At 72.8% G+C, this 13,416-nt stretch carries 14 protein-coding genes; 5 read left to right on the top strand and 9 right to left on the bottom strand.

From position 1 onward, the window contains the following. Positions 1-248: 248 nt before the first annotated feature. The gene (locus ACIQ5Y_RS19075) at positions 249-1,118 is read left to right on the top strand and encodes an IclR family transcriptional regulator (RefSeq protein WP_403881305.1); all 870 of its coding nucleotides are present in this window, start codon (positions 249-251) and stop codon (positions 1,116-1,118) included. Positions 1,119-1,215: 97 nt separating this feature from the next. Here ACIQ5Y_RS19075 and ACIQ5Y_RS19070 read toward each other — a convergent pair whose 3' ends face one another. The 7 genes from ACIQ5Y_RS19070 to ACIQ5Y_RS19040 form a co-directional block, all read right to left on the bottom strand. Further along, positions 1,216-2,244 (bottom strand): 2Fe-2S iron-sulfur cluster-binding protein, encoded by a 1,029-nt coding sequence (locus tag ACIQ5Y_RS19070; RefSeq protein ID WP_403881303.1) that lies wholly within the window; start codon positions 2,242-2,244, stop codon positions 1,216-1,218. Beyond that, the gene (locus tag ACIQ5Y_RS19065) at positions 2,237-2,467 is read right to left on the bottom strand and encodes a hypothetical protein (RefSeq protein WP_403881300.1); all 231 of its coding nucleotides are present in this window, start codon (positions 2,465-2,467) and stop codon (positions 2,237-2,239) included. The genes ACIQ5Y_RS19070 and ACIQ5Y_RS19065 overlap by 8 nt, the downstream gene beginning before the upstream one ends. Beyond that, on the bottom strand, positions 2,467-3,606 hold the full coding sequence (locus ACIQ5Y_RS19060; RefSeq protein WP_403881297.1) for a Rieske 2Fe-2S domain-containing protein: 1,140 nt from the start codon (positions 3,604-3,606) through the stop codon (positions 2,467-2,469). Before ACIQ5Y_RS19060 ends, ACIQ5Y_RS19065 begins: the two co-directional genes overlap by 1 nt. A gap of 191 nt (positions 3,607-3,797) precedes the next feature. Continuing rightward, entirely contained in the window at positions 3,798-4,829 is a 1,032-nt protein-coding gene (gene dmpG / locus ACIQ5Y_RS19055; protein ID WP_403881294.1) for a 4-hydroxy-2-oxovalerate aldolase, read from the bottom strand. Next, positions 4,826-5,725: an acetaldehyde dehydrogenase (acetylating) gene (locus ACIQ5Y_RS19050; protein ID WP_403881291.1), complete on the bottom strand. Its 900-nt coding sequence runs from the start codon at positions 5,723-5,725 to the stop codon at positions 4,826-4,828. The genes dmpG and ACIQ5Y_RS19050 overlap by 4 nt, the downstream gene beginning before the upstream one ends. 15 nt (positions 5,726-5,740) lie before the next feature. Next, positions 5,741-6,526 carry a 2-keto-4-pentenoate hydratase gene (locus ACIQ5Y_RS19045; RefSeq protein ID WP_403881288.1) on the bottom strand — a complete coding sequence of 262 codons (786 nt, stop codon included), beginning with the start codon at positions 6,524-6,526 and terminating at the stop codon, positions 5,741-5,743. A gap of 155 nt (positions 6,527-6,681) precedes the next feature. Then, positions 6,682-8,112, bottom strand: coding sequence for an MFS transporter (locus tag ACIQ5Y_RS19040; protein ID WP_403881285.1), 1,431 nt, complete (start codon positions 8,110-8,112; stop codon positions 6,682-6,684). Between the two features lie 108 nt (positions 8,113-8,220). Between ACIQ5Y_RS19040 and ACIQ5Y_RS19035 the strand changes: the two genes are divergently transcribed. Beyond that, positions 8,221-8,697, top strand: a complete 477-nt coding sequence (locus ACIQ5Y_RS19035; RefSeq protein WP_403881282.1) for a MarR family winged helix-turn-helix transcriptional regulator — start codon at positions 8,221-8,223, stop codon at positions 8,695-8,697. A gap of 645 nt (positions 8,698-9,342) precedes the next feature. On the opposite strand, the gene ACIQ5Y_RS19030 is transcribed toward ACIQ5Y_RS19035, so the two are convergent. Both ACIQ5Y_RS19030 and ACIQ5Y_RS19025 read right to left on the bottom strand, forming a co-directional pair. After that, the gene (locus ACIQ5Y_RS19030) at positions 9,343-10,260 is read right to left on the bottom strand and encodes an SDR family oxidoreductase (RefSeq protein ID WP_403881279.1); all 918 of its coding nucleotides are present in this window, start codon (positions 10,258-10,260) and stop codon (positions 9,343-9,345) included. 1 nt (position 10,261) lies between these two features. After that, on the bottom strand, positions 10,262-11,026 hold the full coding sequence (locus ACIQ5Y_RS19025) for an SDR family oxidoreductase (RefSeq protein WP_403881277.1): 765 nt from the start codon (positions 11,024-11,026) through the stop codon (positions 10,262-10,264). Positions 11,027-11,082: 56 nt separating this feature from the next. On the opposite strand from ACIQ5Y_RS19025, the gene ACIQ5Y_RS19020 reads away from it, so the two are divergent. Genes ACIQ5Y_RS19020 through ACIQ5Y_RS19010 form a run of 3 tightly spaced genes read left to right on the top strand, consistent with a single transcriptional unit; the run spans position 11,083 to position 13,414 of the window. Then, positions 11,083-11,838, top strand: a complete 756-nt coding sequence (locus ACIQ5Y_RS19020) for an enoyl-CoA hydratase family protein (RefSeq protein ID WP_403881274.1) — start codon at positions 11,083-11,085, stop codon at positions 11,836-11,838. Then, complete coding sequence (locus ACIQ5Y_RS19015; protein ID WP_403881271.1) at positions 11,835-12,686, top strand: CoA transferase subunit A; 852 nt, start codon at positions 11,835-11,837, stop codon at positions 12,684-12,686. Before ACIQ5Y_RS19020 ends, ACIQ5Y_RS19015 begins: the two co-directional genes overlap by 4 nt. Next, entirely contained in the window at positions 12,683-13,414 is a 732-nt protein-coding gene (locus tag ACIQ5Y_RS19010) for a CoA-transferase subunit beta (protein WP_403881268.1), read from the top strand. The genes ACIQ5Y_RS19015 and ACIQ5Y_RS19010 overlap by 4 nt, the downstream gene beginning before the upstream one ends. Positions 13,415-13,416: the final 2 nt, after the last annotated feature.

Below are 13,416 nucleotides of genomic sequence, written 5' to 3'. Positions count from 1 at the left end.
GGGTCGACTTCTCGGGTCGACGGGGGTCGACAGCGTCGACGGCTTCGAGTTGCGGTGAACGTACGCCCGGGGGTCGGGGGCGTGGAACGGGCGGTTCCCGGTGAGTGGGAAGCCGCCTCCCGCGCCCGGCGCCGGTACCGATCTGGCTACTAGAAGTATTACTGAATGAAATACATCGCTCCGGGTGCTTCCCTCCGCCGGGGGGCCCGTGGCAGGGTCGGCCCAACGCCTCACGCAGGGGGTTTCTCGTGCTCGACCAGGTCATGGAGACCGAGCTCGCACCGCTGTCGCTGCTGGAGAAGGCCGCGAGGGTGCTGGGCGCCTTCGAGGGTCCGCAGCCGCGGCTGTCGCTCACCGAGGTCGTCCGCCGCTCCGGGCTCCCACGCTCCTCCGCCCACCGGATCCTCGACCAGCTGGTGCGGCTGCGCTGGCTGGACCGCGAGGGCCGCGACTACCGGATGGGCATGCGCATGCTGGAGCTCGGCGCGCTCGCCTCCCACCACAACCGGCTGCGCCGGGCCGCCCTCCCGCTGCTGCACGCACTGCACGAGCAGACCGGGCAGCTGGTGCACCTGTCGGTGCTGGACGGGGCCGAGGTGGTCTGCCTGGAGCGGATCGGCGGCTCGGAGGCCACGGCCGTGCCCTCCCGGGTCGGCGGCCGGATGCCCGCGTACTGCACCGCCGCCGGCAAGGCGATCCTCGCCTTCAGCGACCCGGCGGAGCTGGAGCACGTCCTCGGGCACGGGCTGCGGCCACGTACGCCCCGGACCCTGATCCGGCCCCTCGCGCTGCGCGCCGAGCTGGCCGCGACCCGCGAGCGCGGGGTGGCGTACGACCGGGAGGAGAGCTTCCGGGGCATCTCCTGCGTGGCCGTGCCGCTGCGGGGCGCGGGGCGCGCGGTGGCCGCGGTCTCGATCTCCACCGGGCGCGGGGAGCGCGAGCTGGCCCGGCTGGCACCGGCGGTGAGCGCCTGCGCGCGGGCGGTGTGGCGGGAGCTGTACGGGCCCGGGCGGGCGGGGCGGGCGGCCGCGGCGCCTCTGCCCGAGCCGGCGCCGGCCGTTTCGGCGCAGGCGATGGACAACATGATGGGCTGGCTGCGGTTCAGCGAGTGGATGTAGCGGGTAGTCATATCCCATCGCACGAACGAAGGACCCGGACCCGACCCCTCGCCAGGGGGCCGGGCCCGTTCCTTTTCCGGCCCCCGCGCACCTCCGCTCAGCCCTCGTAGGTGACCCGGACCCGGTCGCCCTCCGGCAGGGCCTGGCAGGCCAGGACGTAACCCTCGGCCAGGTCCTCCTCGTCCAGGACCTCGTTGCGGGCCATCGTGACCTTCCCCTCCAGGACCCGGCAGCAGCAGGCACTGCACGCCCCTTCCCGGCACGAGTAGGGCGCCGGGACGCCCGCGGCGAGCAGGGCGTCGAGCAGCGGGACTTGCGCCTCCCACGGCACGGTGTGCACGACGCCGTCGAGCTCCACCTCGGCGGTGGCGGCGCCCTCCCCCGGTTCGGGGGTCCGCGGGCGCGGGCCGAAGACGTCGCCGCTCAGCGAGAAGTACCGCTCCCGGTGTATCGCGCGCGGGAGCGCACCGGCGGCGCGCAGCGCCCTCTCGGCGGCGTCCATCAGCGGGCCGGGTCCGCACAGGTAGGCCTCGCGGCCGGCGTACGGGGCCACGAGCGGGCCGAGCCGGACGGCGGTCGGCAGTCCCTGGAGGCTCTCCAGCCAGTGGATGACGGTCAGCCTCCCGGGGTGCGCCTCGGCCAGCCCCCACAGCTCGTCGCGGAAGATCACCGACTCGGGGTCCCGGTTGGCGTACACCAGGGCGATCCGGGCCCGGCCGGCGGCGAGCGCCGACTTGGCGAGGGAGAGCACCGGGGTGATCCCGCTGCCGCCCGCGAGCAGCAGCAGGTCCCGGTCCAGGCCGCCGGGGCCGGGGGTGAAGGTGCCTGCGGGCGGCAGGACCTCCAGTTCGTCCCCGGCGGCGACCTCCTGGCAGATCCAGCCGGAGCCGAGCCCGCCGGGAACCCGCTTGGCGGTGATCCGCATCGGCTCGCCGGTGTGCGGGGAGCTGGCCAGCGAGTAGCAGCGGGCCGCGCCGCCGGGTATCCGCAGGGTGAGGAACTGGCCGGGGGCGTAGGGCAGGTCGCAGTCCAGTACGAGGGACACCGCGTCCGCGGTCTCCTGCACCCGCTCGCGCACCCGCACCCGCACCGGGCCCCCGGCCGTCGGGGCTGCGTGCTCAGACATCGGCGGGCACCTCCAGCCGGCCTTCGAGGACGGCCGCCTCGATGCTCGCGCGCAGCGCCGTACAGGAGCGGACGCGGGCGCTGAGTTCCCCGGCGGCCACCCGGGCCGCGATGTGGGGGCAGGTGGCGGCGGCCTCGTCGGTCCACTGGACCTGGGTGTGCGCGGGGCTGAACTTCTCGCACAGCACGGCGGTGCCGCACTCCCCGCACGCGACGGGGCGCATCAGACGGCCCCGGCGGCGCGGCGGGCCAGGTTCTCGGCGACCTCGGCCTTCCAGGCTGCGGTCGCGCGGGTGGTGTCGATCTCGAACTCGAAGCGGCGCACCATCTCGTCCTTGACGTCGGCGGCGTCCACGTAGAACTGCTCGTACCAGCGGCGCAGCTGGTAGACCGGCCCGTCCTCCTCCGTCAGGAGGGGGTTGTCGATGCGGGTCTTGTTCTTCCAGATCTCGACGTCCTGCTCGAAGCCGACCGCGAGGCCCTCGGAGGTGAGGCGGGCGGCGTCGGCGGCCTGCTCGTCGGTCATGCCGGGGAGCTTCTTGACGATCGCCCCGTACATGAGCATGAAGCTGTTCTCGTCGATCGGGTAATGGCAGTTGATCAGGACCGACTCCAGCTCGACTCCTCCGCCGACGTCGCTCCACAGCTTGTCGATCATGTACGAGGGGCCGTGGTAGGAGGCGTCGGAGCGCAGGCCCCCGCCGGTCGAGAGGGTGCCGAGGTCGACGTCGCCGCGCGGGGTGGACTCCATGTACTGGGTGGCCACGTGCCCGTCGAAGACGTTCTTGAAGTAGTGCGGGAAGGCGTAGTGCACGTAGTAGAAATGCGCCATGTCGACGACGTTGTCGACGATCTCCCGGCAGTTGGAGTTCTCCACGCGCAGGAAGTTCCAGCTCCAGTCGCTCCATTCGGGGCTGTCGACGCCCTCGATCTCGGGGATGGTGACTCCCTCGGGCGGCGGGTTGCCCTCCGGGTCGTTCCAGACGTAGAGCTGGGCGTTGCGCTCCAGGGTGGTCCAGGCGCGGGTCCGGGCGCGGGCCGGGACGCGGCGGGCGTACGGGATGGCGGCGCAGCGGCCGTTGCCGGACCAGCGCCAGTCGTGGAAGGGGCAGGCGAGGGTGTCGCCCTTGACGGTGCCGTGGGCGAGGTTGCCGCCCATGTGGGGACAGTGGGCGTTCAGGACGTGCAGTTCGCCGGTGTCCTGGCTCTGGAAGACGACGAGCTTGGTGCCGAAAGCCTCGACCTCGTGGGGGGCGCCGTCCTTGAAGGAGGCGGCGAGTCCGAGGCAGTGCCAGCCGCGGGCGAACCGGGTCGGCACGGCGGCCGCCTCGATGACACGGGGGGCGTCTTCTGTTGAGGTCATGGGGCTCTCCACTTCATCGGGGTAAGCGGTGGGTTCCGGGTCGGGGGGTGCGGTGCGTGGTCGGCTGGGCGCCGTCTCCTGGGGCTCCGCCCCAGACCCCGCGCCTCGAACGCCGGCGAGGCTGGGATACCGCCCGGCCCGGGGTGCGGCTCGAACGCCGACGTAGCCGGGGTCGCGGGGCGGGGGTCGCGTCAGCGTTCGGCGAGTTCGACGGCGATGTCGATCAGCTGGTCCTCCTGGCCGCCCACCAGACGGCGTTCACCGGCGCGCAGCAGGATCTCGGCGCCGGAGACGCCGTAGCGTTCGGCCTGCCGGTAGGCGTGCTTGAGGAAGCTGGAGTACACGCCGGCGTGCCCCATGAGCAGGGCCATCCGGTCGAGTTGGCATTCGTCGTCCATGACGGGCCGGACCACGTCCTCCGCCGCGTCGATGATCTTCAGTACGTCGATGCCGGTGCGGATGCCCATCTTCTGGCAGACGGCGGCGAAGGCCTCGACCGGCGTGTTGCCGGCGCCCGCGCCGAGCCGGCGGGTGGAGCCGTCGATCTGCAGCGCCCCGGCGCGCACGGCGGCGACGGAGTTGCCGACGCCGAGGCCGAGGTTCTCGTGGCCGTGGAAGCCGACCTGCGCGTCGTCGCCGAGTTCGGCGACGAGGGCGGCCACGCGGTCGGTGACCTCGTCCATGACCATGGCTCCGGCGGAGTCGACGACGTACACGCACTGGCAGCCGGCGTCGGCCATGATCCGGGCCTGGCGGGCGAGGTTCTCGGGGGTGGTGGAGTGGGCCATCATCAGGAAGCCGACGGTTTCCAGGCCCATGTCGCGGGCGAGGCCGAAGTGCTGGACGGAGATGTCGGCCTCGGTGCAGTGGGTGGCGATCCGGCAGATCGACCCGCCGTTGCCGTGCGCGGCCCGGATGTCGTCCTTCACGCCCAGCCCCGGCAGCATCAGGAAGGCGATCCTCGCGTTCCGTGCCGTGTCGGCCGCGATCCTGATCAGTTCCTGCTCGGGGGTCTTGGAGAAGCCGTAGTTGAACGACGACCCTCCCAGTCCGTCCCCGTGGGTGACCTCGATGACGGGGACGCCCGCGCCGTCGAGGGCGGTGACGATCGACCGTGCGTCCTCGCTCGTGAACTGGTGCCGCTTGGCATGCGAACCGTCGCGCAGGGAGGAGTCGGTGACCCTGATGTCGAGGGTGTCGGAGTAGGTCTTCCGGTTGTTCACGCGACGATCCCCTTCGCGAACTCCTCGCCGACCTTGGTGGCGGCGGCGGTCATGATGTCGAGGTTCCCGGCGTACGGCGGCAGGTAGTCGCCCGCGCCCTCCACCTCCAGGAAGATCGCGACGCGGGCCATCCCGCCGTTCATCGCGGAGGCTTCGTCGAACTGCGGCTCGGTGCGCAGCCGGTAGCCGGGTACGTACGTGGCCACCTCCGCGGCGATCTGCTTGACGGAGGCGGCGATGGCCGCGTGGTCGGCGTCGGGCGGAATCGCGCAGAAGACGGTGTCGCGCATCATCACGGGAGGCTCGGCGGGGTTGAGGATGATGATGGCCTTGCCGCGTGCGGCGCCGCCGATCTCCTCGATGCCGCGGGCGGTGGTGCGGGTGAACTCGTCGATGTTGGCGCGGGTGCCGGGGCCGGCCGAGACCGAGGCGACGGAGGCGACGATCTCCGCGTAGGCGACGGGCACCACGCGCGAGACGGCGTACACCATGGGGATGGTGGCCTGGCCGCCGCAGGTGATCATGTTGACGTTGTCCGCGCCGAGGTGCGCGGTGAGGTTCGCGGGCGGCACCACGGCCGGCCCGATGGCGGCCGGGGTCAGGTCGATCGCCTTGATGCCGAGTTCGGCGTAGCGGGGGGCGTTGGCGCGGTGCACGTACGCGGAGGTGGCCTCGAAGACGAGGTCGGGGAGCTCGCCCTGGCCCAGCAGCCAGTCGACGCCCTCGTGGGAGGCGTCGAGTCCGGCGCGCCGGGCGCGGGCCAGGCCTTCACTGTCCGGGTCGACGCCGATCATCCAGCGGGGCTCGATGTACGGGGAGCGCTGGAGTTTGTACAGCAGGTCGGTTCCGATGTTGCCGGAGCCGACGATGGCGGCGGTCGCTTTCGTCTTGGTCACGGTCACCTCAGGAGCTCAGGAGAAGGAGAGGGACACCGAGCCGAGCCCGGTGAAGTCGGCGGTGTAGGTCCGTCCGGCGGTCACGTCCACGGCGCGGGTGCAGGAACCGGGCAGGACGAGGTGGCCCTTGCGCAGGGGGACGCCGAAGCGGGCGACGGTGCGGGCCAGCCAGGCGACGGCGGTGGCGGGGTCGCCCAGTACGGCGTCGGAGCGGCCGGTGGCGAGGGTCTCGCCGTGGCTGGTGAGGCGGGCCTCGACGGCCTTCAGGTCGAGCTCGCGCGGGTCGCGCCCGTCCCCGATGACGTATCCGGCGGAGGAGGCGTTGTCGGCGATGGTGTCCGCGATGGAGATCCGCCAGTCGGCGATGCGGCTGTCGATCAGCTCCAGCGCGGGTACGACGCGTTCGGTGGCGGCCAGGACGTCGGCCTCGGTGCAGCCCTCGCCGGGCAGGTCGGCGCCGAGGACGAAACCGACCTCGACCTCGATCCGCGGCGCGCAGTAGGCGGCGATGGGCACGGGGGTGTCCTCGCGCAGCTCCATGGCGTCGAGGAGGTGGCCGTAGTCGGGCTCGTCGACGCCCATCATGGCCTGCATGACGGGCGACGAGAGGCCGACCTTGTGCCCGGTGACGCGGGCGCCGTCGCTCTCCACGCGGTGGCGGATGTTGAGGAGCTGGATCTCGTAGGCGTCCTGCGCGTCGATGCCTTCGTACAGCTCGATCAGCGGCCGTACGGGGGCCCGCCGCCGCTCCGCCGCGCGCAGCACCTCGGCGGCTTCGCGCCGGTGCCGGTCGTTGAGCATGGGGTCCTCCCGGCTGCGGTGGTGTGTGGTGCGGCAGACGGTAGGCGGGGGGCGGGCGCGGGCGGGAGGCCGTGTTCCCGCTGAGCGGGAAGCAGGACGAACGGGTGCGGGCCGGGACGTCGCCGTCCCGGCCCGCACCCCTTCGTACGTCGTTCCTACGCGGCCACGGGCTCCGCCTCGGGCAGCGGTTCGCGGGACACCGAGGTGCGGGGCAGGGCCAGGCACAGCACCGCGCTGAGCAGGAATCCGGCGCTCACCCAGGGCATGGCGGTGCCGAGCGCGTCGGTGGGGCCACCGTCCCGCAGCACGCCGAAGAAGACGGAGCCGATGACCGCCGCTCCCAGCGCACCGCCGAACTGCTGGGCGGTGGAGAAGATCCCGGAGGCGCCGCCGGCGATGTCGGCGGGGACGGCGGAGAGCACCACGTTGACCAGCGGTACGACGAGGAAGCCGAGGCCGGCACCGGCGACGAGCAGACCGGGCGTGAGCGGCCAGGCGCCGGTGTGCGCGGCGCTGGAGTGGGCGACGGCGTACCAGACCCAGGCGAAGCCGCCCGCCATCATCAGCGCACCCGCGGCGAGGACGAGGCGGCCGAAGCGCCCGGCGAGGGCGTCGGCGACGGGGGCGGTGAGGAAGCCGCCGACGGAGAAGGCGACGGTGACCAGCCCGGCCTGCATCGGGGTGTAGCCCTGGCCGCCCTGCAGCCAGATCGCGAAGACGAGGAAGAAGCCCTGCATGCCGACGGCGAACAGGAGTTGGACGGCGAGGCCGACCGAGAAGGCCGGGAGCCGGAACGCCCGGGCGGGCAGCAGCGGCACGGTCGCCTCACCGCTCCGACGTGCTTCGAGAACTCCGAGGCCTGCGACTGCGAGCACCCCGCCGCCCAGGCAGAGCCAGCCCCACAACGGCCAGCCGTTGGCCTCGCCCTGGACGAGCGGCAGCACGATCGCCACGAGGCCGGCGGCGAGCACGAGGCTGCCGAGCAGATCGGGCCGCCCGGCGCCGCGCTCCCGGGTGGCGGGCACCAGGACCACACCGGCGACCAGAGTGACCGCGGCGACGGGCACGTTGACGAGGAACACGGAGCGCCAGCCCCAGCCGAACAGGTCGGCGTCGGTGAGCACCCCGCCGAGCAGCAGTCCGACGGCGGAGGCGAAGCCGGCGACGCCTCCGTACATCCCGAACACGGCGCCGCGTTCCTTGCCCTGGAAGAGGGTCCGGAAGGAGCCGAGCACCTGGGGCATGAGGAGGGCTGCCGTGACGCCCTGGACCGCGCGGGCGGCGATCAACTGTCCGGGGCTCTGGGCGATGCCGCAGCCGAGACTGGCGAGCCCGAAGCCGGCGGTCCCGGCGAGGAAGAGCGCCTTGCGCCCGTACCGGTCGCCGAGGTGGCCGGAGACGATCAGCGTGGCGGCGAAGCCGAGGAGGTAGGCGGAGACGAGCCATTGGAGCGCGCTCTGGGAGGCCCCCAGGTCGCGGCCTATCGACGGAATGGCGACGTTGACGATGGTGACGTCGAGCAGGTCCATGAGCGCGGCGACCATCATGACGACGGCTGCGGCCCAGCGGCGGGGATATGGGGTCATGGCGGCCTCCAAAACTCTTTCGTTCGGACGAACGAAAGAGTTGCACGAGAACGACCATGCCCGCAAGTCTTTCGTTAGACCGAACGAAATGATTGGTACCCTGACCCCATGGGCGACGAGATGGACGCGCGACGCGCGAAGGTCCTGGAGGACCTCAACCGCACAGGCCGGGAAACCAGCGCGGTGACGGTGATGTTCCACTCGGCAGTGGCCGAGCGGCGCGGCTTGAGTGCGACGGAGACCAAGACCATCGACCTCCTCCTGCGGCACGGCCCCCTCACCGCGAAGGAACTCGCCCAGCACTCGGGCCTCGCCCCGGCCTCGGTCACGGGCCTGGTCGACCGGCTGGAGCGCAAGGGGTACGTACGCAGGGCCGAACACCCGACGGACGGCCGGCGGGTTGTGGTGGAGGTGCGGCCGGAGAAGCTCCGCGAGCTGGAGCCGGTGTACGAGGACTGGGCGCGGGAAGTCGCCGAACTGTGCGCGGAGTTCACGACGGAGGAACTGGAAACGGTGATCCGCTTCCTGCACGGCTCGAACACCCGCCAGCGCCGCGCGGCGGCCCGCCTGTCCGTGCCGAGCTAAGCCCGGGGGCCGGTGCGGCGCCGCGCGCCTCCGGCGGGGTGGCGTGGTCTTGCCGGGCGCGGCGCCGTTCCGGGGGCTCCGCCCCCGCGCCCCCGCGCCTCAAACGCCGGCGGGGCTGGATGGTGTCCTGGAGCGGGACCGGCCGGGTTGGGGCGGCGGCCCTCCGGAGTGTCTCCTCGTCCTCGCGCCTGCGGCCACCGCAAGACAGCTCGGCGTGGTTGCGCGCTCGTCCTGCGGGGACCCTCCTGCGGACCCCCACCCCAACAGCACGCTCCCGCCCCGGCCGGGCAGGGTCTTGGCCGGACTGTCGGAGCGGGGGCACGGTGGGGCGTCCCCGCAGGACGAGCGCGCAACCAGCCCGGCGTGTCGAAGCGGTGCCCGCAGGCGCGAGGACGAGGAGACGCCCCGCCGGGACACCGCGCAGCACCCGCAAGGGGCGGGGCCCCGGCCCGGCAAACTCCAGCCCCTCCGGCGATTGAGGAGCGGGGTCCGGGGCGGAGCCCCGGCAACGGACCCGCACCGGACAGCGGGCACCAGCCAACCTCCAGCCCCGCCGGAGGCGAGAGGCGCGGGGACGCGGGGGCAGAGCCCCGGCAACGGACCCGCACCCGGTACCGCCGACCGCGCCGGCGGCGAGCGGTGGAACTACCCCGCCGCGCCGTACACCGGCATCGGCGGCAAGGACTCCGCGAGGAGCTTGACCGCGGCCTCGCCCGCCTCCGCCGGGGTCCACCTGGCTCCGCGGTCCGCCGTGGGGCCGGGACGCCAGCCCTCCATCACCGTGATGCGGCCGCCCTCCGCCTCGAAGACCCGGCCCGTCACCCCCGCGGAGGCGTCCGCGCCGAGCCACACCACCAGCGGGGACACGTTCTCCGGAGCCATCGCGTCGAAGGAGCCGGAGGCCGGCGCGGCCATGGTTTCCGCGAAGGTCCGTTCCGTCATCCGGGTCCGCGCCGCCGGGGCGATCGCGTTGACCTGGACCCCGTACCGGCCCATCTCCGCCGCCGCGACCATCGTCAGGCCCAGGATCCCCGCCTTCGCCGCGCTGTAGTTGCCCTGTCCCACCGAGCCCAGCAGCCCGGCCCCCGAGGAGGTGTTGACCACCCGCGCCGCCGGCCGGCGGCCGGCCTTCGCCTCCGCCCGCCACCACGCCGCCGCCGACCGCAGCGGCAGGAAGTGCCCCTTCAGGTGCACCCGCATGACCGCGTCCCAGTCGTCCTCGTCCAGGTTGACCAGCATCCGGTCCCGCAGGAACCCGGCGTTGTTGACCAGGGTGTCGAGCCGCCCGAAGGTGTCGACGGCCGCCGCCACCAGCGAGGCCGCGCCTTCCGAGGTCGCGATGTCCCCGCCGTGCGCCACCGCCTCGCCGCCCAGTGCGCGGATCTCCTCGACCACCCGCGCCGCCGGGGAGTCCGGCCCGGGCAGCCCGTCCAGCCCGACCCCGAGGTCGTTGACGACGACCTTCGCGCCCTCCGCCGCGAAGGCCAGCGCGTGGGCCCGGCCCAGCCCCCGCCCCGCGCCCGTCACGATGACCACACGGCCGTCAGCGAGTCCAAGTCCCATGTCAGCTCTCCTTGTTCACAGTTGCCGCATCCAAGAACGCGGGGCGCTCCCCGCCCCCGTGCACCAGCAGGCTCGCCCCGCTCACGTATCCGGCCCGCTCCGAGGCCAGGAACACCGCGGCCTCCCCCACGTCGGAGGGTTCCGCCAGCCGCCCCAGCGGTACGGTCGCGCCGACCGCCGCGATCCCGGCCTCGTCCCCGTAGTGCAGGTGGGACAGCTCGGTCCGCACCATGCCCAGGACCAGCGAGTTCACCCGTACCTCGGGCGCCCACTCCACGGCCATGGAGCGGGCGAGGTTCTCCAGGCCGGCCTTGGCCGCGCCGTACGCCGCCGTGCCCGGTGAGGGTCTGGTCCCGCTGACGCTGCCGATCATCACGACCGAGCCCCGGGTCCGACGCAGCCACGGATGGGCGGCCAGCGAGGCCGTCATCGGGGCGATCAGGTTGAGCTCGACGACCCGCGCGTGGCGCTCGGCCCCGCCCTCCCCCAGCAGTCGGTACGGGGTCCCGCCCGCGTTGTTGACCAGGCAGTCGAGCCGCCCGTGGCGGTCCACCACCGTGCCGAAGAACTCCTCCACGGCCGCCGGATCGCGCAGGTCCAGCGGTACGAACGACGCCTGCCGGCCACCCGCCGAGACCGGTTCCTCCGGAGGCCTGCGGGCGCAGACGACGACTTCGGCGCCGGCCGCGAGGAACGACCGGGTGATTCCGGCGCCGACGCCCCTGGTTCCCCCGGTGACGACGACAACCCTCCCGTCGAGCTCCATAGGCTGCTACCTTCCTCACCTAACAAATGTTTGGTGGAAAGGTAGCTGATCCGCTCATGGGTGTCTCCACCTCAAGCCCGGACAAGGGCATCGCACTCGTCACAGTCGACTTCCCGCCCGTCAACGCACTGCCGGTGCAGGGCTGGTACGACCTCGCCGACGCCCTGCGCGCCGCCGGCCGCGACCCCGAGATCCGGTGCGTGGTCCTGGCCGCCGAAGGCCGCGGCTTCAACGCCGGCGTCGACATCAAGGAGATGCAGCGCGACACCGGCCACGCCGCCCTCATCGGCGCCAACCGGGGCTGTTACGAGGCCTTCGCCGCCGTGTACGAGTGCGAGGTGCCGGTCGTCGCGGCCGTGAACGGGTTCTGCCTGGGCGGCGGCATCGGCCTCGTCGGCAACGCGGACGCGATCGTGGCGAGCGACGACGCCACCTTCGGCCTGCCCGAACTGGACCGGGGCGCGCTCGGCGCCGCCACGCACCTGGCCCGGCTCGTGCCGCAGCACCTGATGCGCGCGCTCTACTACACCTCGCGCACCGCGACCGCCGCCGAACTGCACGCGCACGGCTCGGTCTGGAAGGTGGTCCCCCGGGACGAACTGCGCGCGGCCGCCCTGGAACTGGCCGCCGAGATCGCGAAGAAGGACGGCTACCTCATCCGGCTGGCCAAGGCCGCCATCAACGGGATCGACCCGGTGGACGTGCGCCGCAGCTACCGCTTCGAGCAGGGCTTCACCTTCGAGGCCAACCTCAGCGGGGTGGCCGACCGGGTGCGGGACACCTTCGGGAAGGAAGAGGGACACAGCGCATGACCGACAAGACCATGAGCCCGGACGAGGTCGTCGGGCAGCTCCGCAGCGGGATGACCATCGGCATCGGCGGCTGGGGGTCCCGGCGCAAGCCCATGGCCCTGGTGCGGGCACTGCTCCGCTCCCAGATCACCGATCTCACCGTGATCTCGTACGGGGGCCCCGACGTCGGCCTGCTGGCCGCCGCCGGCCGGATCCGAAAGCTCGTCGCCCCCTTCGTCACCCTCGACTCCATTCCTCTGGAGCCCCACTACCGGGCCGCCCGCGAGCGCGCCGCCTTCACCCTCACCGAACTCGACGAGGCCATGTTCATGTGGGGCCTGCACGCCGCCGCCAACCGGCTGCCCTTCCTCCCCGTCCGGGCCGGCCTCGGCTCCGACGTGATGCGGGTCAACCCGGAGCTGCGCACCGTCACCTCCCCCTACGCCGACGGCGAGGAGCTGGTCGCCGTCCCCGCCCTGCGGATGGACGCCGCCCTGGTCCACCTCAACCGCGCCGACCGCCTCGGCAACGCCCAGTACCTGGGCCCGGACCCGTACTTCGACGACCTGTTCTGCGAGGCCGCGGACGCCGCGTACGTCTCCTGCGAGCAGATCGTGGAGAGCGCCGAACTCGCCAAGTCCGGCCCCCCGCAGTCCCTCCTCGTCAGCCGCCACTCCGTCACCGGGGTCGTGGAGACGCCGAACGGCGCGCACTTCACCTCCTGCGCCCCCGACTACGGCCGCGACGAGGCCTTCCAGAAGCTGTACGCGACCACCCCCTGGCCCGAGTTCTCGGCGCGCTTCCTCTCCGGGGCGGGCGAGCACGACTACCAGTCCGCCGTCCGAACCTGGCACGAGGAGCAGAAATGACCATCAGTCGTTCGGAGTACTGCGTGATCGCCTGCGCCGAGGCCTGGCGCGACAACGGCGAGGTCCTCGCCAGCCCGATGGGCCTGATCCCCTCCTTCGGCGCCCGGCTCGCGAAGCGGACCTTCTCCCCCGACCTGCTGCTGACCGACGGTGAGGCCATGCTCGTCGGACTCGACGGCACGGCCGAGGGCTGGCTCCCGTACCGGCGCCACCTGACCATGGTCACCGGCGGCAAGCGGCACGTGATGATGGGCGCCAGCCAGATCGACCGCTTCGGCAACCAGAACATCTCCTGCATCGGCGACTGGGCGCGGCCGGCCCGCCAGCTCCTCGGGGTGCGCGGAGCGCCGGTCAACACCCTCAACAACCCGGTGAGCTACTGGGTCCCCAAGCACTCCACCCGGGTGTTCGTCGAACGCGTCGACATGGTCAGCGGCGTCGGCTACGACCGCGCCGAGGCGGCCGGCCCCTCCGCGACCCGCTACCACCGTCTGCCCCGCGTGGTCAGCGACCTCGGCGTCTTCGACTTCACCGGCCCCGGCCACTCGATGCGCCTGGCCTCCGTGCACCCGGGGGTCACCGTCGACCAGGTGCGGGATGCCACCGGCTTCGAACTGGCCGTCGCGGACGAGGTCCCCTTCACCCGGGAACCGACCGCGCAGGAGCTGCGGCTGATCCGCGAGGTGATCGACCCCAAGGGCCTGCGGGACCGGGAAGTGCGGGTCTGAGG

It is taken from the genome of Streptomyces sp. NPDC096339 (assembly GCF_044762985.1).
Classification (GTDB): domain Bacteria; phylum Actinomycetota; class Actinomycetes; order Streptomycetales; family Streptomycetaceae; genus Streptomyces.
This window is presented reverse-complemented; position numbering and strand designations above follow the sequence as displayed.